The sequence below is a fragment of the Pseudosulfitobacter pseudonitzschiae genome (genome assembly GCF_900129395.1).
In the GTDB taxonomy this organism is placed as follows: Bacteria; Pseudomonadota; Alphaproteobacteria; order Rhodobacterales; family Rhodobacteraceae; genus Pseudosulfitobacter; species Pseudosulfitobacter pseudonitzschiae.
The window spans coordinates 227,700-248,507 of the sequence record NZ_FQVP01000003.1 but is presented as its reverse complement, the minus strand read 5'-3'; the positions used below and the strand labels follow the sequence as shown (position 1 = coordinate 248,507).

24 protein-coding genes are annotated in these 20,808 nt (G+C 61.9%); 5 read left to right on the top strand and 19 right to left on the bottom strand.

The window, feature by feature from the left end:
* The first annotated feature begins 318 nt into the window (after window positions 1-318).
* From BUC08_RS09310 to BUC08_RS09300, 3 genes are read left to right on the top strand one after another with little or no spacing between them, the layout of a single operon-like run.
* Complete coding sequence (locus BUC08_RS09310; protein ID WP_037924498.1) at window positions 319-1,113, top strand: sterol desaturase family protein; 795 nt, start codon at window positions 319-321, stop codon at window positions 1,111-1,113.
* Complete coding sequence (locus BUC08_RS09305; RefSeq protein WP_051694146.1) at window positions 1,113-1,727, top strand: hypothetical protein; 615 nt, start codon at window positions 1,113-1,115, stop codon at window positions 1,725-1,727. Before BUC08_RS09310 ends, BUC08_RS09305 begins: the two co-directional genes overlap by 1 nt.
* A complete protein-coding gene (locus BUC08_RS09300) occupies window positions 1,724-2,215 on the top strand; it encodes a SixA phosphatase family protein (protein ID WP_037924503.1) in 492 nt (163 codons plus the stop codon). The genes BUC08_RS09305 and BUC08_RS09300 overlap by 4 nt, the downstream gene beginning before the upstream one ends.
* A gap of 25 nt (window positions 2,216-2,240) precedes the next feature.
* Here the strand turns inward: BUC08_RS09300 and BUC08_RS09295 are convergent, their stop codons facing one another.
* The 10 genes from BUC08_RS09295 to BUC08_RS09250 all read right to left on the bottom strand — a co-directional run bounded on the left by BUC08_RS09295 (window position 2,241) and on the right by BUC08_RS09250 (window position 12,888).
* A complete protein-coding gene (locus BUC08_RS09295) occupies window positions 2,241-3,020 on the bottom strand; it encodes an amino acid ABC transporter ATP-binding protein (RefSeq protein ID WP_028957273.1) in 780 nt (259 codons plus the stop codon).
* 15 nt (window positions 3,021-3,035) lie between these two features.
* On the bottom strand, window positions 3,036-4,334 hold the full coding sequence (locus BUC08_RS09290) for an amino acid ABC transporter permease (RefSeq protein WP_037924507.1): 1,299 nt from the start codon (window positions 4,332-4,334) through the stop codon (window positions 3,036-3,038).
* Window positions 4,335-4,337: 3 nt separating this feature from the next.
* Complete coding sequence (locus BUC08_RS09285; RefSeq protein ID WP_037924508.1) at window positions 4,338-5,576, bottom strand: amino acid ABC transporter permease; 1,239 nt, start codon at window positions 5,574-5,576, stop codon at window positions 4,338-4,340.
* Window positions 5,577-5,717: 141 nt separating this feature from the next.
* On the bottom strand, window positions 5,718-6,734 hold the full coding sequence (locus tag BUC08_RS09280; protein ID WP_037924510.1) for an amino acid ABC transporter substrate-binding protein: 1,017 nt from the start codon (window positions 6,732-6,734) through the stop codon (window positions 5,718-5,720).
* Window positions 6,735-6,929: 195 nt separating this feature from the next.
* Window positions 6,930-7,643 (bottom strand): ATP12 family chaperone protein, encoded by a 714-nt coding sequence (locus BUC08_RS09275; RefSeq protein ID WP_037924514.1) that lies wholly within the window; start codon window positions 7,641-7,643, stop codon window positions 6,930-6,932.
* On the bottom strand, window positions 7,640-8,323 hold the full coding sequence (locus BUC08_RS09270; RefSeq protein ID WP_037924516.1) for an HAD-IA family hydrolase: 684 nt from the start codon (window positions 8,321-8,323) through the stop codon (window positions 7,640-7,642). Before BUC08_RS09270 ends, BUC08_RS09275 begins: the two co-directional genes overlap by 4 nt.
* A complete protein-coding gene (locus BUC08_RS09265) occupies window positions 8,320-9,363 on the bottom strand; it encodes an RluA family pseudouridine synthase (protein WP_037924518.1) in 1,044 nt (347 codons plus the stop codon). The genes BUC08_RS09270 and BUC08_RS09265 overlap by 4 nt, the downstream gene beginning before the upstream one ends.
* The gene (crcB, locus tag BUC08_RS09260) at window positions 9,360-9,740 is read right to left on the bottom strand and encodes a fluoride efflux transporter CrcB (protein WP_037924521.1); all 381 of its coding nucleotides are present in this window, start codon (window positions 9,738-9,740) and stop codon (window positions 9,360-9,362) included. The genes BUC08_RS09265 and crcB overlap by 4 nt, the downstream gene beginning before the upstream one ends.
* A gap of 453 nt (window positions 9,741-10,193) precedes the next feature.
* The gene (locus tag BUC08_RS09255) at window positions 10,194-11,504 is read right to left on the bottom strand and encodes a replication-associated recombination protein A (protein ID WP_037924522.1); all 1,311 of its coding nucleotides are present in this window, start codon (window positions 11,502-11,504) and stop codon (window positions 10,194-10,196) included.
* Entirely contained in the window at window positions 11,497-12,888 is a 1,392-nt protein-coding gene (locus BUC08_RS09250; RefSeq protein ID WP_037924523.1) for a trypsin-like peptidase domain-containing protein, read from the bottom strand. The genes BUC08_RS09255 and BUC08_RS09250 overlap by 8 nt, the downstream gene beginning before the upstream one ends.
* A 164-nt stretch (window positions 12,889-13,052) precedes the next feature.
* Between BUC08_RS09250 and BUC08_RS09245 the strand changes: the two genes are divergently transcribed.
* The gene (locus BUC08_RS09245) at window positions 13,053-13,508 is read left to right on the top strand and encodes a host attachment family protein (RefSeq protein WP_037924524.1); all 456 of its coding nucleotides are present in this window, start codon (window positions 13,053-13,055) and stop codon (window positions 13,506-13,508) included.
* A 77-nt stretch (window positions 13,509-13,585) separates the two neighbouring features.
* Here the strand turns inward: BUC08_RS09245 and rplQ are convergent, their stop codons facing one another.
* The 8 genes from rplQ to rplO all read right to left on the bottom strand — a co-directional run bounded on the left by rplQ (window position 13,586) and on the right by rplO (window position 19,280).
* Entirely contained in the window at window positions 13,586-14,002 is a 417-nt protein-coding gene (gene rplQ / locus BUC08_RS09240) for a 50S ribosomal protein L17 (RefSeq protein WP_028957262.1), read from the bottom strand.
* A 132-nt stretch (window positions 14,003-14,134) separates the two neighbouring features.
* On the bottom strand, window positions 14,135-15,151 hold the full coding sequence (locus tag BUC08_RS09235; RefSeq protein WP_037924525.1) for a DNA-directed RNA polymerase subunit alpha: 1,017 nt from the start codon (window positions 15,149-15,151) through the stop codon (window positions 14,135-14,137).
* 112 nt (window positions 15,152-15,263) lie between these two features.
* Window positions 15,264-15,653 (bottom strand): 30S ribosomal protein S11, encoded by a 390-nt coding sequence (rpsK, locus tag BUC08_RS09230; protein ID WP_028957260.1) that lies wholly within the window; start codon window positions 15,651-15,653, stop codon window positions 15,264-15,266.
* Window positions 15,654-15,668: 15 nt separating this feature from the next.
* Complete coding sequence (rpsM, locus tag BUC08_RS09225; RefSeq protein WP_028957259.1) at window positions 15,669-16,037, bottom strand: 30S ribosomal protein S13; 369 nt, start codon at window positions 16,035-16,037, stop codon at window positions 15,669-15,671.
* Between the two features lie 246 nt (window positions 16,038-16,283).
* Window positions 16,284-16,658, bottom strand: a complete 375-nt coding sequence (locus tag BUC08_RS09220) for a hypothetical protein (RefSeq protein WP_037924526.1) — start codon at window positions 16,656-16,658, stop codon at window positions 16,284-16,286.
* A 22-nt stretch (window positions 16,659-16,680) separates the two neighbouring features.
* Window positions 16,681-17,322, bottom strand: a complete 642-nt coding sequence (locus tag BUC08_RS09215) for an adenylate kinase (RefSeq protein WP_037924527.1) — start codon at window positions 17,320-17,322, stop codon at window positions 16,681-16,683.
* Complete coding sequence (gene secY, locus BUC08_RS09210; RefSeq protein ID WP_037924528.1) at window positions 17,319-18,689, bottom strand: preprotein translocase subunit SecY; 1,371 nt, start codon at window positions 18,687-18,689, stop codon at window positions 17,319-17,321. Before secY ends, BUC08_RS09215 begins: the two co-directional genes overlap by 4 nt.
* Before the next feature lie 117 nt (window positions 18,690-18,806).
* The gene (rplO, locus tag BUC08_RS09205; RefSeq protein WP_037924529.1) at window positions 18,807-19,280 is read right to left on the bottom strand and encodes a 50S ribosomal protein L15; all 474 of its coding nucleotides are present in this window, start codon (window positions 19,278-19,280) and stop codon (window positions 18,807-18,809) included.
* A gap of 711 nt (window positions 19,281-19,991) precedes the next feature.
* Between rplO and BUC08_RS09200 the strand changes: the two genes are divergently transcribed.
* Window positions 19,992-20,507 carry an alpha/beta hydrolase gene (locus tag BUC08_RS09200; RefSeq protein ID WP_159436690.1) on the top strand — a complete coding sequence of 172 codons (516 nt, stop codon included), beginning with the start codon at window positions 19,992-19,994 and terminating at the stop codon, window positions 20,505-20,507.
* A 110-nt stretch (window positions 20,508-20,617) separates the two neighbouring features.
* On the opposite strand, the gene rpmD is transcribed toward BUC08_RS09200, so the two are convergent.
* Complete coding sequence (gene rpmD, locus BUC08_RS09195) at window positions 20,618-20,806, bottom strand: 50S ribosomal protein L30 (protein WP_028957254.1); 189 nt, start codon at window positions 20,804-20,806, stop codon at window positions 20,618-20,620.
* Window positions 20,807-20,808: the final 2 nt, after the last annotated feature.

Here is a 20,808-nt window from a genome sequence, read left to right as displayed (position 1 = left end):
CTGGCACTTTATGGCAGCCAAGCACATTCGAGCTATCCGTGGAACACAACAGTAGCCAAATCGCCGTGCCGGCGGACGGCCCGGCGATGCGCGGCGGCCTGCGGCCTTGATCCCGCGCAGGGGATTGTGGAAAGGGCTCAATCCTGCCGTTCGCTGCATTTTTCACGAATAAACGCTTGGCCCCCGCTCTACGGACGCAGCGCCGCACCTTGGGTCAGTGCTCTGTCGCAAAAGTCGGTTTTGCTTGATATCTGAAACTGACGCCGATGTGACGCGCCGCCGCTTGGCAGGCGCGTCGCGCGGCGCTACCAACGGTACATGGAACATGAAACCACCCTCCGCCTCGGCGTCTTTCTGGGGCTGTTCGCCCTGCTGGCGCTGGCCGAGGTGCTGATCCCCCGCCGCGCACGCGCACAGGGGCGCACAGGGCGCTGGGTGACCAACTGGGGCATCATCCTTGCCAGCACCGCGACGCTGCGCCTGCTGGCGCTGGCCCTGCCGCTGCTGGCCGTCGGGGCGGCGGTGGATGCGGGGGCCAACGGCTGGGGGCTGTTCAACCTGCTGGACTGGCCCGCATGGCTGGAAATCACGCTGGCGGTGCTGATCTTCGACCTGGCGATCTGGGCGCAACACCTGGTGACACACAAGGTGCCGCTGCTGTGGCGTCTGCACCGGGTGCACCACGCCGATGTCGACATGGACGTGACCACGGCGATCCGCTTTCATCCGCTGGAGATTGCCCTGTCGATGCTGCTGAAAATCGCACTGGTCTATCTGATCGGTCCCGCCGCCCTGGCCGTGGTGCTGTTCGAGGTCATCCTGAACGGAACGGCAATGTTCAACCATTCCAACATTTCCCTGCCCGCGTGGCTGGACCGACCGCTGCGCCGTGTGCTGGTGACACCCGACATGCACCGCGTGCACCATTCAACGGACCGCGCAGAGCATGACAGCAACTACGGCTTTTCCCTGTCGCTGTGGGACCGCCTGTTCGGCACCTATATCGCGCAGCCGCGCGACGGGCATGACGCGATGCAAACTGGCCTGCAGTGGCAGGACGACCGCCCGTCCCGCCTTGGCTGGTCGCTGGCCTTGCCGTTCCTGCGCAAGTGATGCTGGACGCGATCTCCAAGGCCTGTCGGCCGCACGGGCTGATGGTCATGGGGGCCAGCGGGGGCCGCGTGCTGGTGGGCTGTGATGCAGGCTTTTGGCCGGTGTTTGCCGCCAGCGCCGAATACGGCGACGGGCACCCGAACCCGCTGGACCGTTGGTCAAAACGCATCATCGGTGCGATGGCCGGAACTTTCGGGGCCACCGCCGCCTTTCCCTCCGACGGGCCGCCCTATGCGCCGTTTATTGCTTGGGCCATGGACACGGGTCGATTTTTCCAAAGCCCTGTGGGCATGATGGTGCACGACACCGCTGGCATGATGATCTCGATACGGGGGGCGCTGATCTTTGACACCAATCCTGAATTCCCGCCGCCGCACGCAACCAGCCCCTGCGACACCTGCGCCAGGCCCTGCCTTGCCGCCTGCCCCGTGGGCGCGCTGTCCGATACACCGCCCTATGACGTGCCCGCCTGCAAGGCCTTTCTGGAAACCGACGCAGGCGCCGATTGCATGACGCGCGGCTGCAAGGTGCGCCGCGCCTGTCCCGTCAGCCAGAGCTTTGACCGACCCGACGCCCAGTCCCATTTCCATATGAAGGCTTTTCACCCGACATGACCTGCACCCTGATCCTGATGCGCCATGCCAAATCCGACTGGAACCTTGCCACGTTGAACGACCACGATCGCCCGCTGAACGCACGCGGGCGCGAGGGGGCGACGGCCATGGGCCATTGGCTGCGGGCGCAGGGGCATCTGCCCGACGCGGCGCTGGTGTCGTCCGCCACGCGCACGGTCGAGACATTTGACAGGTTGGGCTTCGACGTGCCCGCGACGATCACGCGCGATCTGTACCTGCAAGACAGCCACGCGATGCTGGACCTGTTGCGCAAGGCGACCGCGCCCACGGTCCTGATGCTGGGCCACAATCCCGGCATCGCGGAAATGGCATGGCAGCTGTGCGCCAAGCGGCCCGCGCATCTGCGGTTCGCCGACTATCCCACCTGCGCCACGCTGGTGGTCCGGTTTGATGTGGACGGCTGGAACGACATCGGCTGGCACAAGGGCCAGCCGATGGATTTCGCAACTCCCAGCGATGTGATCTGAGCCTGCGCCCCAAGGCGCGCGGATCTCAGTGCCCGAGGATCTGGCTGAGGAACAGCTGGGTCCGGGGCGATTGCGGGTTGTTAAAGAACTCTTCGGGTTCGTTCTGTTCAACGATCTGGCCCTGATCCATGAAGATCACGCGGTTCGCCACCTGACGGGCAAAGCCCATCTCGTGCGTCACGCAGAGCATGGTCATGCCCTCTTCGGCCAACTCGATCATGGTGTCCAGAACCTCCTTGATCATCTCGGGGTCCAGCGCCGATGTGGGTTCATCGAACAGCATGATGCGCGGACGCATGCACAGGCTGCGGGCGATGGCCACACGCTGTTGCTGACCGCCCGACAACTGGCCGGGGTATTTGTCGGCCTGATCGGGGATTTTCACCTTTTCCAAGAAATGCATCGCGATTTCCTCGGCTTCCTTCTTGGGCGTCTTGCGCACCCAGATCGGGGCCAGCGTGCAGTTTTCCAGAATGGTCAGGTGCGGGAACAGGTTGAAGTGCTGGAAGCACATGCCAACCTCGGAGCGGATCTTGTCGATGTTCTTCAGATCCGAGGACAGCAGCGTCCCATCGACTTCGATCGTTCCCTTCTGATGCTCTTCCAGCGCGTTGATACAGCGGATCAGCGTCGATTTCCCCGAGCCTGACGGCCCGCAGATCACGATGCGTTCGCCCCGGTTCACCGTCAGGTCGATGTCGCGCAGCACGTGGAACGTGCCATACCATTTGTTCATCTTGTGGATGGAAATGGCCACCTCGTCCGAAACGGTCATCTGGGCGGGCGATTTTACGGCTTCAGTCATGTCTGAACCTCTCTCTTAGCGGTGGTCTGTCGCAAGACGGCGTTCCAGCCACTGCGAATATTGCGAAATGCCGTAACAGACGACAAAGAACAGCAAGGCGGCAAAGCCCAGCAGTTCCCAGTAGACGCCGTTCCAGTCGGTCGAGGCCAGGATCGGACCCCGGATCATGCCGACCAGGTCGAACATGGAAATCACCGAAACCAGCGTGGTGTCCTTGAACAGGCCCACCGCGATGTTGACGATGCCGGGGATCGAGATCTTGAGCGCCTGCGGCAGGATGATCAGGCGCATGGCCTGCGCGTAATCCAGCCCCAGACTGTCGGCTGCCTCGTATTGGCCCTTGGGCAGGGCCGCCAGACCACCCCGGATCACCTCGGCGATATAGGCCGAGGAGAACATGGTGATCATGATGACCACGCGCAGGAACAAATCGACGTTCGAGTCGGGCGGGAAGAAATAGGCCAGCATCACGCTTGCCACGAACAGCAAGGTGATCAGCGGCACGCCGCGGATGAATTCGATGAACACGACGCTGACCCATTTGATCAGCGGCATCGACGATTGCCGCCCCAGTGCCAGTGCGATGCCAAAGGGCACCGACAGCGACACACAGGTCACACCCAGCATAAAGTTCAGCATGTACCCGCCCAGATCGCGGCTTGGCACCGCGCGCAGCAGGGACGACGGGCCGGACAGCCAGTCGACAATGAAGCCGCCGATGATCCACGTCACCGCCGCCGCCGCGATGCCGCCAAAAAAGCCGCCCGCAAAGCTGCGCGTGACCAGCTTGGCGTATGCCAGATAGCCCACCACGAAACCAACCAGCGCGACGACCGGCACCAGAACCGGACCGCCCCAGATCAGCCAATAGGCCAGGAAGGGAAAGAGCGCCGTGAACGCCAGCATCTTGCGCGGCAGGTCAAAGAACAGCACCGGCGCCGCTGCCACGAAGAACAGCACAAAGGCCAGCGCCGGACGCCAGTATTCGGCAGAGGGGTATTTGAAGCCGAACAACAGCTGTTGCCAGCGGTCGACCAGTACGGCGAAACAGCCGCCCGTCTCGCCCGCCAGGATCTCGCGGCATTCGGACAGGCTGCTTGCGTTCCACACACCGTTCAGCAGCCACGGCAGGACCGCCGACAGCACAACGTAGATCACGTAGAGCGCAATCAGCGTCAGCAGGGCGTTGCCGGGCGTGGCAAACAGGTTCTCGCGGCCCCATTTGTAAATGCCCCGTTCGGCCACAGGCGGCTCGGCCTGTGGCAGGGTTGTTTCACGCACAAAGCGGATGGATTCTGCATGTGTATCGGACATGGCTTAACGCTCCTTCAGCTTCATTGCGTTGTTGTAGACGTTCATGAACGCCGAGATCAGCAGCGAGATAACGAGATAAAACAGCATCAGCAGCAGCACGCATTCAATCGCGCGCCCGGTCTGGTTCAGGGTGATCCCGCCCAGCGTCGCGGTGATGTCGGCATAGCCCACGGCGATTGCCAGCGACGAGTTCTTGGTGATGTTCAGGTATTGCGAAATCAGCGGCGGGATGATGACCCGCAGCGCCTGCGGCAGAACCACCAGCCCCATGATCCGGCGCGGGCGCAGGCCCAGGGCGGCGGCCGCTTCGGTCTGGCCCTTGGACACCGCCTGAATGCCCGCGCGGACGTTTTCCGCGATAAAGGCACCGGTGTAGATCGACAGGGCGAACCACAGCGCGATCAGCGGACCGCCGATTTTCAGGCCACCCTGAAAGTTGAAGCCTTGGAGCGCGGGATAGTCCCACGTCAGACCCAGCGCGAACAGCACCACGATGACCGGCACGAACCAGATGCCCAGGTTCAGCCACAGCGTTTTGGGACGCACACCGGTCTCGGCCTGTTTTGCATCCGCCGAGGCGGTGACCATACGTGTCGCAATCAGCGATCCGACCAGCACCGCGATCACCAGCAGCCAGTTCAGCGCGCCATTGCCCTCGGCACCAAAGCCCCGCGTGAAATAGGGGCCGGGCACGTAAACGCCCCGGTTGGTCATGGCCACGGCATCGAACAACATCGAACTGCTGGCATTTTCGCCCCGGAACGCGCTGGGTGCGGGCAGCACCGCCGTCATGATGGTGAAGATGATGATGATCCAGATCAGCACCGGAATGTTGCGGAAGATTTCGACGTAAAACGCCATCAGCTTGCGCACCAGCCAGTTGGGCGACAGCCGCAGGACACCTGCCAGCACGCCAAAGACCGTGGCGGTGACACAGGCCAGAAAGGCCACCAGCAGCGTGTTCAGGATGCCGACAACAGCCGCGCGCCAGTTGGTGGACTGGCTGGTATAGTCGATCAACGTCTGGTTGATGTCATATCCCGCAGGGTTGCCGAGAAAATCGTAGGAGATATTCAAACCCGCGGCGCGCAGGTTGGCGGCCAGGTTGGAATAAAGATACAAAAAGCAGCACGCCAGAACGATGGCCGCAATCGCCTGCAATGTCAGCGACCGATACCGCGAATCGTACAGCAGCATAGATGGCCGGAACGCACCCTTGGGGGGGTCGGTGAGTGTTGTCATGAAACTGTTCCCTGTGTCCCGTGCCTGTGTCAGTGCATCTTGAGATGCTTATAGCGGCCGGTTCATTTTTTAGTCTGGCATCATGGTCATGCCGATTGCGCGAAGGGCGCGGTATGACCCGCGCCCTTCGGCGTTTTCAACTTAACGGAACGGGGGCGCGTAGATCAGGCCGCCGTTGGTCCATTGTGCGTTCAGGCCACGGGCCAGACCGATGGGTGTTTCTTCACCGATGTTCTTGGCAAAGATTTCACCATAGTTGCCGCCAACCGCGATGGCTTTGGCAGCCCAGTCCGCGTCGACGCCCATCATTTCACCCAACGTGCCCTCGGTGCCAAGCAGACGCTTGATCTCGGGGTTGTTGGTGCTGGTGCCGATTTCCGCGACGTTGGCCGAGGTCACGCCCAGCTCTTCCGCGGCGATCAGTGCGTACAGGGTCCATGCAACCACGTCGCCCCACTCGTCATCGCCGTGACGGACCAGCGGGCCCAGCGGCTCTTTCGAGATGATTTCGGGCAGCAGGATGTGATCGCCGGGTGTCTCGAATGTGGCGCGTGTCGCGGCCAGACCCGAAGCGTCGGTCGTGTAAACGTCACAGGCACCGGCAAGGTACTGCTGCTGCGCTTCGGCGTTGGTTTCGATCGGAACCGGCTCGTAGTTGATGTTGTTGGTGCGGAAGAAATCCGCCAGGTTCAGCTCGGTTGTTGTGCCGGTCTGGATACAAACGGTCGCGCCGTCCAGATCCTTTGCCGAGGACACGCCCAGAGCCTTGGGAACCATGAAGCCCTGGCCGTCATAGTAGTTGACACCGATAAAGTTGAACTTCAGGTCAACATCGCGCGAGAAGGTCCATGTGGTGTTACGGGCCAGAACGTCGATTTCACCCGAGGCCAGCGCAGTAAAGCGTGTCTTGCCTGTTGTCGGAACGAATTCGACGGCGTCGCCGTCACCCAGAACAGCAGCGGCGACTGCGCGGCAGACTGCAACGTCAAAGCCTTCCCATTTGCCGTTCGCATCGGGGGCCGCAAAACCCACCAGACCGGTTGTCACACCACAGTTCAGTTTTCCGCGTGCCTTGACATCGTCAAGTGTGCCAGCAGCGGCTGCGCCGGCGGCCAGACCTGCGATGGTCAGTGCACCAAAAATAGCTGTTTTTTTCATTTTTACCTCTTCCTGATTTTCCGCCCCGTTCGGACGGCTCGACCGGCTTTTGCAGCCGGAGGCGATACTGACAGGGATTTGCCCCTGTCGATAAGGGTCAGTGTGGTCGGATTCATCTTCGTACGTCAAGAGTGGGATCACGGAAAACGATGGATCAGGGGTCCCTGACGCCCATGTTTTTGGCGCGCGCCAAATTCAGCCAGCCCGATGGGCATCCACAAAGGATTTTGCGTGTAAAAACGAGGCCTTCTTGATCTCGGCATGGGCGTCGGCCTCTTCGTCATTGCCCCAGAATTCGGCCTGCCATTCCTCGTCCAGACGCGAAAGGTGCCACAACTCAGCGGTTGCCCTAGCGTCATGCAAGGCCGCGAAACCGATGATCAGCGACCCCGACAGGCTGACCAAATCGTGAAAACCGGTCAGCTCGAACGGGTCCAGCGCATGGGTTTTGCGCACCAGCGTGTCCAGCGCGCGCGGGTCTTGCGGCACGTGCATCACGCCTTGAAGTGTCACCAGCCTCACGCCCAGCGCCACGTGCGCCCAGTCCAGCAGCGGGTCCCATTTTTCCGCCTGCCGCGCCACCAGCCCCTCGGGGCTTGCCGCGCGGTAGCACAACAGGTCAGCGTCACCATAGGCGGCCACCAGGTCGGCCACTTCGGCGTGCTGCACGCGCACCTTGTCGATGGCCGCATTGGCGCTGCGGGTGAATGGCATGGTCATCGGATCGACGGTGCCCTCTTGCGCCGCCCATTCATCGGCAATCGCCTGCGCCATAGTGCGCGACGGCACCACCAGCGGCGCCTTGGCGGGCGTTTTCACGCCGCGCCCGTCCAGTGCAACGCCAAAGCCGCCCTCGGCTTCGGTCACTTCGGACTTGGTCCAGAACTTCTTTTGCTTCCACTCGCTCATACGGGCAGGCTCCAATGTGTCGTAATGGTGGTGTGCAGCGCGTCAAAATCCTGCACGATGTGGGTGGCCGCCGACAGGGCCTCGGGCGCATGATAGCCCCAGGTGACGCCGATGCCCGCCACACCGGCGGCCTGCGCCATGTCCATGTCAAAGCTGGTGTCGCCGACCATCACCGCATTGGCCGCGTCAACGCCCGCCTCGCTCAGGGCGGTGTGGATCATCGACGGATGCGGTTTCGAGGGATGGAAATCCGCACATTGGCGGGTGACGAACATCCGCTCCAGCCCGTGCGCCTCGATCAGCGCATCCAGGCCGCGTTTGGATTTGCCGGTGGCGACGCCCAGCAGGATGTCATCGCTTGCTGCGAGCTTTTGCAACGCCGCAAGCGCGCCGGGATACAGCGGCGAAGCCTCTGCCGCACCATGGGCCAGTCGCAGCGTGCGATAGCTGTCCTTGTAGCCCTGCACCAATGCGGCGTGCTGCGTCGGGGTCAGCGCGGGCGCCAGCACCGGCATGGCCACGTCCAGCGACAGCCCCACAATGCCAAGGATCGCCGCGCGGTCGGGCACGTCTACGCCCAATGCGTTGAACGCCATGGTCATCGAGGCGACGATATGCCCCTGGCTGTCGACCAGCGTGCCGTCCACGTCGAATATCACCAGCCGCAGCGGTGCGGTCATTGCAACGACTCAAAGGGGTCTTCTGCCGCCAGATCCTCGGTCCAGCCGAAGGTCTCCCAGCTGTGGGCCATGTGGTCGGGCAGTTCCGCCGTGATCGTGATCACCTTGCGGGTATGCGGATGCTCGAACCGCATCATCCGCGCGTGCAGGTGCAGTTTTTTCGAGATGATCCCGCCCAGTTGCGCGCCCCAGCCGTCGCCCAGGTTTTCCTGACCCGAGCCACCGTATTTGCCGTCACCGACAATCGGGTGACCCACTTCGGCCATATGCGCACGCAGCTGGTGGGTGCGGCCGGTGATCGGTTCCAGCGCCACCCAGGACGCACGTGACCCCACGCGGAACAGCGTGGCATAAAGGCTGTGCGCGCGTTTCGCGCCCGGTGTGCTGTCCACGTCGCGCGGATGCACGGCGATCATCTTCTCGCCCTCGCCGCCCTTGCCGTGACCGCCGGCCTTGACCAGCCCGTAACGCACCTCGCCCAGATAGGGCGTGGGCACACCAGCGACGATGGCCCAGTAAATCTTGCGGGTTTCGCGGTGGCGCATCGACGCGGTCAGCGCCTTGGCCGCCAGCCGCGTGCGCGCCAGCAACAGCACGCCCGACGTGTCGCGGTCCAGCCGGTGCACCAGACGCGGTTTTTCCTCGGCGTCGAAAATCAGCGCATCCGACAGCGCATCAACATGGCGATCCGCCTGACCCGACCCGCCTTGGACGGCCAGCCCGGGGGGCTTGTTCAGCGCGATCACATGGTCGTCGCGGTAGATCACGCACGACTGGATCATCTTGGTGTCCGCATCGGAAATGCGCGTGCGCTGGATCACCGGCGCGGCCTCGTCGGGCAGCGGCGGAATGCGCACGGTCTGCCCCGCCTCAAGGCGGGTGGCGGATTTCACGCGCCCGCCGTCGACGCGGATTTCGCCCTTGCGGCAAAACTTTTCGATCATGCCCTGGCTGACCTGCGGAAACCGCTTTTTCATCCAGCGATCCAGCCGCTGGTCGGCCTCGTCGGGGGCCACGGTGACGGTTTGAACACGGCTCATACAAAAGCTCCTCGGGCAAGTGTCATGCCCAGCATCAGGCCCAGCACCGAACACCCCACGGACAGGGTGACATAGGCCACGGCAAAGCCATACTGGCCCCGCTCGATCAGGCCGACGGTTTCCAGCGAAAAGGCGGAAAATGTGGTGAACCCGCCCAGCAGCCCCGTCATCACCAGAGGCGACAGATGCGTCAGCCCCCGCTGCGCCGCAGCCACCACGAACACGCCCATCAGGATCGACCCGAGGACGTTGACCCCGATGATCGCAAGGGGGAACGGGGTGGCACCGAACACGCGCATAACGGCCACGCCAAACAAATAGCGCAGGCTGGCACCGATAGCACCGCCGAGGGCAACGAGGGGTAAGGTCGAGATCATGGCGCGTCCATCGCGCGGCCACGCGGAAGAGTCAAGTTTTCCTCGGCTTTCGCATTATGTGCGCCGGAGAGCCTTAGGCTCCCAGCGAGCCGTGTCAGGCCGATCCGACCCTATACAGGCATTTACTCGCCCTGCGTCGAGAGTCCGGCGGACATAGTTGCCGTTCGCAAAGCCGCGCAGCGTCGGGCCGTGGTGCGGCGATCCGCCCTTAGTGTCTGGCACTTAATGGCGGCCAAACACTTCCAAGCTATCTGTTATTCACCACAGCAGCCAAATCGCCGTGCCGTGGGGCGGCCCGGCGATGCGCGGCGGCCTGCGGCCTTGTCCCGCGCAGGGTCAAAGTAGAAATAGGATCAAACCGGTCCCTCGCCGCCCTTGCTACAAAAGTCCGCTTCTCTGTCCGCCCCTTAAACCGTACCAACAATGTGACACAAAAAGCCGGTTTTGCAGCCCTCACCCTTCCCGCTTGGCCCGCAATTTAACGAAGTAATCCAGCCGCTTTTTCAGATCCCGCTCAAACCCGCGCTCAACCGGATTATAAAGAACCGGCCGCTTCATCCCGTCGGGGAAATAGTTCTGCCCCGAAAACCCGTCCTCGGCATCGTGGTCATAGGCATAGCCGGACCCGTAGCCCTGATCCTTCATCATGCCGGTGGGCGCGTTCAGGATGTGTTTGGGGGGCATCATCGAGCCGGTCTTTTTCGCCGCCTGCCGCGCGGCCTTGTAGGCGACGTAGGCCGCGTTTGATTTCGGCGCCAGCGCCAGATAGGTCAGCGCCTGCGCCAGCGCCAGCTCGCCCTCGGGGCTGCCGAGCCGCTCGTAGGTTTCCCAGCTTTGCAGGCACACGGCCTGGGCGTTGGGATCGGCCAGCCCGATGTCCTCGACCGCCATGCGGGTGATGCGGCGGGCCAGATAGCGCGGGTCTTCGCCGCCCTCCAGCATCCGCGCGAACCAGTAGAGCGCCGCATCGGGGTCGGACCCGCGCACCGATTTGTGCAAGGCCGAGATCAGGTTGTAATGATGTTCGCCGCTTTTGTCATATTGCGCCGCGCGGCGCATCAGGCGGGTGGCCAGCGCGTCGGGGCCAAGGTTGCCGTCAACCTTCCAGCCGCTGACCTGTTCGATCAGGTTCAGCAATGCCCGCCCGTCACCGTCCGCCATTTCCAGCAGCGCCTCGCGGGCGGGTCCGTCCAGCGGCAAGGTCCGGCCCAGTTCCTGCTCGGCCCGCTGCGCCAGCAATTCAAGGTCTTTCAACTCAAGCCGTTGCAACACCAGAACCTGCGAACGGGACATAAGCGCGGCGTTCAGCTCGAAACTGGGGTTCTCGGTGGTCGCCCCCACCAACAGGATTGTGCCGTCTTCCATATGCGGCAGGAACCCGTCCTGCTGCGCCTTGTTGAAACGGTGAATCTCGTCAACGAACAGCAATGTGCCCTGCCCGTTCTGGCGGCGGATGCGGGCGGATTCGAATACTTTCTTCAGGTCCTGCACGCCGGTGAAAATCGCGCTGATCTGCACGAAATGCAGGTCGGTTTCCCCCGCCAGCAGCCGCGCGATGGTGGTCTTGCCCACGCCGGGCGGACCCCAGAAGATCAGGGAACTCAGGGTGTCCCCAGCCAGCATCACGCCCAGCGGGGCGTCGGGGCCAAGGATATGATCCTGTCCGATCACCTCGTCCAGCCGCGCAGGACGCAGGCGGTCTGCCAGAGGGCGGCCCTTGGCGGGCGCTTCCGGTCCGCCGGGGGTGTCAAACAGATCAGCCACCGCGCAACCGCAGTCCGGCACGACGACCGTCACGGATCAGCCCGAAGGCATACCAGCGGCCCGAAGCCTCAAGTGTTTTCCTGAAAGTTTCCGGATCGGTGATCACCACATCGTTCAGCGTTTCGATGATGTCACCGGGGCGCAGGCCCGAACGGGCGGCGGGGCCTTCCAGCCCGGTGACGACAACGCCCTCGGCCTCGATCGGCAAGTTCATCTCGGCGATCACCGCCGGATTGATGCGCGCCACGGTCAGGCCGGGAAAGCGCGACTGCGGGCCAAAGCTGTGCGGGTCGCGGGGTGGCTCATCGGGGGCGGCCACCAGCTCCACCGCGACATCCTCTGCCTTGCCGTCGCGCAGCCGCGTGATCTGCGATGTCTTGCCAAGGCCCGCGACGGTCATGCGGTACACCATTTCCGACGGCGTGTTCACCGGCAGGCCGTCCACGGCGGCGATCACGTCGCCGACCTCGAACCCGGCGGTCAGGAACGGGCTGCTGGGGTGCAGTCCCGACACCACGATGCCGCCCACCGACGGCAGGCCCAGCGATTGCGCCATGTCGAAATCGACCGGCTGACCCGCCATGCCCGCCCACGGACGGCCAAAGGAGGTGGCCCCCGCCTGCGCCTGTTCGACAAAACTGTGGACCAGACCCGCCGGAATCGCGAAACCGATGCCGTTCGAGCCGCCCGATTTGCTGACGATGCGGGTGTTGATGCCGATCACCCGGCCGCCCATGTCCACCAGCGCCCCGCCCGAGTTGCCGGGGTTGATCGGCGCGTCGGTCTGGATGAAATACCCATGCCCCGCGCCCCCGGCCCCGCCCGACCGCGCAAGGCCCGAGACGATGCCACTGGACACGGTTTGCCCGACGCCAAAGGGGTTGCCGATGGCCAGCACCAGTTCGCCCACCTCGACCGTGGCGCTGTCACGCAGGGTGACAAAGGGCAGATCGTGCGCGCCGACCAGTTGCAGCACCGCCAGATCGCTGTCCTCATCGGCCAGCAGCACGTCGGCGGCATATTCGGTTCGGTCGGTCAGCACCACGCGGATTTCGGTCGCCATGCCGACCACGTGGTAATTGGTGACCATGAGCCCGTCGGCGCTGAGGATCACGCCGGAGCCAAGCGAGCTTTGCACACGCGGCTCGCGACGGCCCATGCCCTCGAAGAAGCGGTCAAAGAACGGGTCGTTCATGAAAGGGGTCTGGCGTCCCTCGGTCACCCATTTGGCATAGATGTTGACCACGGCGGGGGCCGCCTGTCGCACCACGGGGGCAAAGCTGAGCGAGATTTCGCCCTGGCTTTGCGGAACCTTGTCCATGGTCTGCGCCTGGGCGCCCAGGGCTGTGAAAACCAACGTAGCGGCAAGGATGAAACGTCTCATGGCACCTCCGGTTTGCCCTTGGGATATGCCCAGACGGGACGGCAATTGCAAGGCTGGGGCACCGGGGACACAGGCGGGGCTTTGCCCCCGGTCGGCTGCGCACGGAACCCCCGCCCCTTCCCATCCGTTTATCCCCTGAAACTGTTCAGGAAAGGACATTCGAAATGGCAAAGCTGGAAAAAGACACCTGGATCGTGGTGACAGACAGTGAAAAGGCGCTGTTCATGCGCAACCTGACCGATCTTCAGGACCCGAATTTCGAGGTCACGGACACCGAACAACAGGACAACCCGTCAGATCGCGACCAATCGGCCAATCGGCCCGGACGAATGCAGGACGGCGGGGTGAACCAACGTTCGGCACTGGATGACACCGACTGGCACGAACTGGCCAAGGAGCGTTTTGCCAAGGACCTGTCGGACATGCTGTACAAGGAAGCCCACGCGGGTCACTTCAAGAAGCTGGTGATCGTGGCCAGCCCGAAGGTTCTGGGCATCCTGCGCGAGGAAATGCATTCGGAAGTGACCGACAAGATCGTGGCCGAGATCCCGAAAACGCTGACCAATCATTCGGTGAGCGAGATTGAAAAGATCGTGAAACACGAGCTGGAAGCGGCCTAGGCCCGTTCACAAACGCAAAACGCCGCCCCGATCCGGGGCGGCGTTTTCATGCTCAGACCCGCAGGCCCGAACAAAAATCAATCTTCGGCTTCGACTTCGACCAGGCGCGCCTTGTCTGCGGCGCCTTTGGCGTCGCGGTCGCGGTCCACGAATTCGATGATCGCCATCGGCGCCATGTCACCGTAACGGAAACCGGCTTTCAGCACGCGCACGTAACCACCTTGGCGGTCTTTGTAGCGCGGGCCCAGAACTGCGAACAGTTTCTCGACGAAAGCGTCTTGTTTCAGCTTCGATGCAGCCTGACGACGGGCGTGCAGGTCGCCGCGTTTCGCCAGCGTGATCATTTTCTCGATGATCGGCTTCAGCTCTTTCGCTTTGGGCAGGGTTGTCTTGATTTGCTCATGTTCGATGAGCGAGCCGGCCATGTTTGCCCACAGCGCCTTGCGGTGCTCATGTGTGCGGTTCAGGCGGCGGTATCCACGTGCGTGACGCATGTTCGTTCTCCTAGATGTGCCCTCTACGGGCTGTTTTGCTTTGTCTGGCCCGCGATGCGTGTCTTGGGCTCTCCTTGGGGCATTTCGCCCGGTCGTGGTCCGGGGCGGGGTCTCCCCCGCCTCGGGGTCGTCTTAGAAGGAATCTTCGAATTTCTTCGCCAGATCCTCGATGTTGTCTGGTGGCCAGTCCTCGACGTCCATGCCAAGGTGCAGCCCCATGCCCGACAGCACTTCCTTGATCTCGTTCAAAGATTTGCGGCCAAAGTTCGGGGTGCGCAGCATTTCTGCTTCGGTCTTCTGGATCAGGTCGCCGATATAGACGATGTTGTCGTTCTTCAGGCAGTTGGCCGAACGCACGGACAGTTCCAGTTCGTCCACTTTCTTCAGCAGAAGCGGGTTGAACTCCAGACCGTCGTCATCGTCCTGACGCGATGCCGATTCCGGCTCGTCGAAGTTGACGAAAATGCCCAGTTGGTCCTGCAGGATACGCGCGGCAAAGGCCACGGCGTCGTCCGGCGTGATCGAACCGTCTGTTTCCACTTTCATGGTCAGCTTGTCATAGTCCAGAACCTGACCTTCGCGGGTCGGCTGCACGTCATAGCTGACGCGTTTGACAGGCGAATAGATCGCGTCGATCGGGATCAGACCGATGGGCGCATCTTCGGGTTTGTTCTTGTCGGCTGCGACATAGCCCTTGCCGGTGTTGACCGTCAGTTCCATGTACAGATCGGCACCGTCATCCAGGTGGCAGATCACGTGCTCGCGGTTCAGAACGGCAATGCCATTGCTTTCCGAGATGTCGCCAGCAGTCACAACGCCCGGACCTTTTGCCGAAATCGACAGGCGCTTGGGCCCTTCGACTTCCATGCTCAGGCTGACGCCCTTGAGGTTCAGGATGATGTCGGTCACGTCTTCACGCACACCGGCCACGGACGAAAACTCGTGCAGCACGTTGTCGATTTGCACCGATGTGATGGCCGCACCTTGCAGCGAGCTCATCAGCACGCGGCGCAGGGCGTTGCCCATGGTCAGACCAAAGCCGCGTTCCAGCGGTTCGGCGATGACTGTGGCCTGACGGGCCGGGTCATTGCCCGGTTTCACGTCAAGCTGCTGAGGCTTGATCAATTCAGCCCAATTTTTGTGGATCATACGTCCCTCCATTCCTGTCTGTCCCTATGTCCCGAAGGAGCAGACTCCCGAGGTTTCAAAAAAGCGGATTGGGGCCGCGTGCAAACACGCAGCCCCGATAGTAAAAGTCAGCTTAGACGCGGCGGCGTTTCGGCGGACGGCAGCCGTTGTGGGCCATCGGTGTCACGTCACGGATCGACGTGATGTTAAAGCCGACAGCCGCCAGGGCGCGCAATGCGCTCTCACGACCCGAGCCGGGGCCTTGCACTTCGACTTCCAGCGTTTTCACGCCGTGGTCTTGTGCTTTTTTGCCTGCATCTTCGGCGGCCATCTGGGCAGCATAAGGTGTCGATTTACGCGACCCTTTAAAGCCCATGGTGCCTGCCGACGACCATGCAATTGCGTTGCCTTGAACATCCGAGATCAGGATCTTGGTGTTGTTGAAGGAAGAGTTCACATGCGCCACACCAGCGGCGATGTTCTTGCGCTCTTTTTTCTTTGTACGTGTCTTATCGCGTGCCATTGATCAGAGCCTCCCTTATTTCTTCTTACCGGCAATGGCCTTTGCGGGGCCCTTGCGAGTACGTGCGTTGGTGTGAGTACGCTGACCACGGACGGGCAGGTTGCGACGGTGACGCAGGCCACGGTAGCAGCCCAGGTCCATCAGGCGCTTGATGTTCATCTGCGTGTCACGACGCAGGTCACCTTCGACGGTGTAGTTTTCGTCGATGTGCTCGCGGATTTTCAGAACTTCGGCGTCGGACAGCTCGTTCACACGACGCGATGCGTCGATGCCAACTGCTTCGCAGATGGCTTTGGCCGAAGTGTTACCGATACCGGTGATGTAGGTGAGGGCGATTGGAACCCGCTTTGCAGTGGGGATGTTAACGCCGGCGATACGTGCCACGTGTCATATTCCTTTTTCGTTGCGAGCCCGTAGTTCCGGGCCCTTTTTTCACAACATAAGCCCGAAGCATCGCTGCTACGGGCCGCCGCTGATCAGGTGATCTGTTCCTGTCGGGTGCGACCCGGTCAGAACTTGCGATTCTCTTTCGAGATAGCGCTAATTATGTGCCTTGCCGCGCAGGGTCAACCCCCCTGTGGATAACAGTCCGCAAAGGGGCGGCGCAGTGCTATTTGCGGGCTTTGCGACCTAGCCCCTAAAGCCCCAGCGGCTGCACGGGAAATAGTAATCGGGCAATCCGGTGCTGCCATCCATCCCCTCGATGGTCACGCGCCCCTGCCCGTTCACCACGACCCTCAGCCGCACGTCATCGGCCCCGTCCTGCCCGTCACAGCGCGCGTTGACTTCGGCAAGCAGGCCGGGCGCATAGTCCAGCGGCGTGTCCCATGCACAGCCGCGCCAATGCGCCTCGACGGATGTGTCGTACAGATAGGCCACACCCGCCAGTTCCTGTTCGCCGTCATCGGCGGCACACAGTCCGGGATTGCTAAGGATGTTCTGGGCCGATGCAGGGAGGGCAGCCAAACCGAAAAGCGTTACCGCGATAATCTGTTTGAAGCGCATGTGCCCATCCCCTTTGCCCGGCTTAGGAAAGCGCCTTGTCGATGGCGGCTTTCACTGTCGCGATTTCGCCCAGGCCGTTGATCTTGGTCAGCATGCCCTTGGCGTAATAGTAACCAATCAGCGGCGAGGTTTTCTTGTAGTATTCCATCAGACGGGTTCTGAGGCTTTCCTCGTTGTCGTCTGCGCGGCGGCGGAAATCAGAAGCGCCGCATTTGCTGCACTTGCCGTCGGCGGGCTGTGGCTTGGTGTTGTCGTTATAGACCTCACCGCAATCGCCACAGGTCGACCGCGCGGTGATACGGGCCACCAACGCATCGTCGTCCACTTCCATCTCGACCACGGCATCCAGGCTTTCGCCTTCGGCGGCCAGCAGGTTGGTCAGCGCGTCGGCCTGTGCCAGCGTGCGCGGGAAGCCGTCAAAGATGAACCCGTTCGCATTGACCGTGTTCAGCTGTTCGCGGATCAGGCCGATCACGATGTCATCCGTCACCAATGCGCCACGGGCCATCACGTCGGCCACGATGTCACCCATCTCGGTGCCGCTTTCCTTGGCGGCACGCAGCATGTCACCGGTGCTGAGCTGCACCATGCCATGCTCTTCGACCAGAATACGGGCCTGTGTTCCTTTGCCCGCTCCCGGCGGTCCAAGCAGAATAATATTCATCGACGCACGGGGCTCCGTTTCTTGCGGGGTTTTCCCCCTTTGCCTTTGCCACGCAGGTTCGATTTTTCGATCAGCCCTTCGTATTGGTGGGCCAGCAGGTGGGATTGGATTTGTTGGATCGTGTCCATGGTCACCGACACGACGATCAGCACCGATGTGCCGCCGAAGTAGAAGGGAATGGTGAACTGGCTGCGCAGGATTTCCGGCAGCAGACAGACCAGCGCCAGATAGGCAGCGCCCAGCACCAGGATACGGTTGACCACATATTCCAGATAGTCGGCGGTTTTCTTGCCGGGACGGATACCGGGCACAAAGCCGTTCTGGTTCTTCAGGTTTTCTGCAACCTCGTCAGGTTTGAAGCTGACGTTGAAGGTGTAGAAATAGGCAAAGAAGACGATCATCGCCACGAAGAACAACAGGTACAGCGGCTGGCCGGGGCCAAAGTTGGCCAGCAGCCAGCTCATCACCGGGTTGGTCGAGTTGCCCGAGAAGGTGCTGACCGTCACCGGCAACAACAGCAGCGACGAGGCAAAGATCGCGGGGATCACACCGGCGGGGTTGACCTTGACCGGCAGGTGCGAGGAACCGCCGTCATAGACCTTCATGCCGACCTGGCGGCGTGGGTACTGGATGTGGATCTTGCGCAGGGCACGCTCCATGAACACAACGAACATGATGGTCACGATGACCATGACGATCACCCCCACGATCACGGCCGGGCTGATGGCGCCGCTGCGGCCGCTGGCAAAGAACTGTGCCAATGCTGCGGGTACTTCGGCGATGATGCCGACAAAGATGATCAGCGAAATGCCGTTGCCGATGCCGCGTGCGGTGATCTGTTCACCCAGCCACATCAGGAACATGGTGCCGCCGACCAGCGTGATCAGGCAGGCCATGCGGAAATACATGCCCGGATCGGTCACCAGGTCGCCCGCCTCAAGGCTGACGGCAAGGCCGTAAGCCTGCAAGGTCGCCAGTGCCACGGTGCCGTAGCGGGTGTATTGGTTGATCTTCTTGCGCCCCTGTTCGCCTTCTTTCTTGAGCTGCTCAAGCGAGGGCACCATCGAGGTCAGAAGCTGGATGATGATCGAGGCCGAAATATAGGGCATGATCCCAAGGGCAAAAATGCCCATCCGCCCCAGCGCGCCGCCGGTGAACATCGACACCATGCCGCCGATGCCCTGCCCCGCGCCTTCCATGAAGTCACGCAACGCAGCGCCGTCGATTCCCGGAACGGGGATGAACGTGCCCAGTCGGTAGACAATCAGCAGGCCAAGGGTGAACAGGATGCGGTTGCGCAGGTCCGTGGCCTTGCCCAACGCAGCCCAGCTGGTGTTGGCGGCCATGTTTTCGACGGCGGATACCATATATCGGCTCTTTCTGTTGCGAAAACGCCGCCCAAGCCGTTTTCCGGCGGGCGGCGTTAAGGAAAACTCAAGGCTATGTAAGCCGGACTGCGCCGGCCCACAAGGTTCGAGTAAGGTTTACTCGGCCGCTGCCGCTGTTGTGACTGTCAGCGAGCCGCCAGCTTTTTCGACAGCTTCGACCGCGGATTTCGACGCGCCGGTGACTTGCAGGTCCAGCTTCGAGGTCACTTCGCCCTTGGCCAGAACGCGGATGCCGTCCAGTTTGCGACGCACCAGACCCGAGGAGATCAGGACATCTTCGGTGATCGCGGCGGAACCGTCGATTTTCTTGGCGTCGATGAATTTCTGGATCAGGCCCAGGTTCACAACGGCATAGGATTTGCGGTTCGGCTTGGTAAAGCCACGCTTGGGCAGACGTTGGTACAGGGGCATCTGGCCGCCTTCGTAGCCATTGATCGCCACACCCGAACGGGATTTCTGACCTTTGATACCACGGCCACCCATCTTACCGGTGCCGGAGCCGGGGCCACGACCAACGCGCTTGCGTTTCTTGGTGGCGCCTTCGTTATCGCGCAGTTCATTCAGTTTCATGTCGCTTCTCCTTTTGCCGGATGTGACCCCCAGCGACGGGAGCGGTCAAACGCGGCGTTTCATGATTCTTGCGTGGCAAAGTTTCGGCCACTGGGGGCGTATAAGGGATGGCGGGCTGCGGGGCAAGAGGGAGATAGGGGCAAGCCCAGCGGCGATTCGGCACGCGAAAGGACTGCCGCGACGGTTGGTCGGGGCAGTTTCGGTGTCTGTTCGTATCTGGGTGGTGGTGTGGGCCGGTAAAAAGGGCGGCGCCGCCAGATCGGATATACGAGACAGGCTTGGGGGCCTGCACCCTGAACCGTTCAGTGTGGCCCTTGTCAGGGGCCTCTATCCTGTGGATGCCTTGGGGGGTGTTCGCCCCCGCAGCGGTGTGTTGCAACGCGCAAAGGTTTACGCGGCGTTGGTTAAGGTGGGATGAGCGGGGCGCGCGGTGGTGCGCCAGCCTTGGCGCTGTGTGGTTTGACGCAGGTGGTCCGAGCGGCTGAGAATGGGAGGCGCGGCCCGTGCCGCTTTGAAAGCAGCGACCAGCTCCCCTGCCCCGCAGCACAGTCGTGACGGCAATACCCTCCTGCGTGGTGCGCATGTCTGTGTGGGGATTGGCCTTGCCACCAGGCACCAAAGCCCAGAACAAAATCCCGCGGCGCCACCAAACAAGCCACGACAGCCGCCCCAATGTTTGCAACCGCCCCTGCTACACATTACCATCAGATGATGAAACTCTATGTCATCACCGATATTCACGACCAGCCTACGCCAGAGCAGTGCCTATCTGCACGACTGCCCCCCGGGCATGACCGAACACGGCTGTCTTTGAATGCGTTGTCCGGTCGACCCAAGTTAAACGGTGAGGCATTGCACCGGCATTTGTTCATGCATGGCGGTATCGAGGAAACTGTGCGTGTTCTGGGACAGACCCTAAAAGATGGCGCGGTCGGCTTGGGCTATAGCGCAGGGGGCACAGCCATTTGGCGGGCGGCCGCAGCCGGATCTTCATTTTCCGCCATATTCTGTGTCTCTTCTACACGCCTAAGAGACGAGGCCACGATTGCGACGCCGAATTTTGTTTTCTTTGGTGCGGATGATCCGGGCAAGCCGTCGCCCGAATGGCTTGCGACTGTGCCTGCCCATTGGACGGTGTTTGATGCAGCCCCACACGATTATTACCGCCACCCAGAATCCGATGCGGCCCAGCAAACCTGCACGCAGATCGCGCAGGCTTTGACCTGACTTGCCCATCGCCCTGCGGTCCAACCCACAACAGCAAAACGCCCCGCAGTTTCCTGCGGGGCGTTTCTGTTTCAGCTTTCATCTGTCGGGCATCACACCCTGTCAGATGTTCAGCCTTTTTCTTCGATGATCTCGACCATGTGCGGGATCGAGTTGATCATGCCGCGCACGGAAGGTGTGTCTTCCAGTTCGCGCACACGGTGCATCTTGTTCAGGCCCAGGCCGATCAGTGTTGCGCGCTGTTTTGCAGGGCGGCGGATCGGGGAACCGATTTGTTTGATGACGATAGTCTTGGCCATGC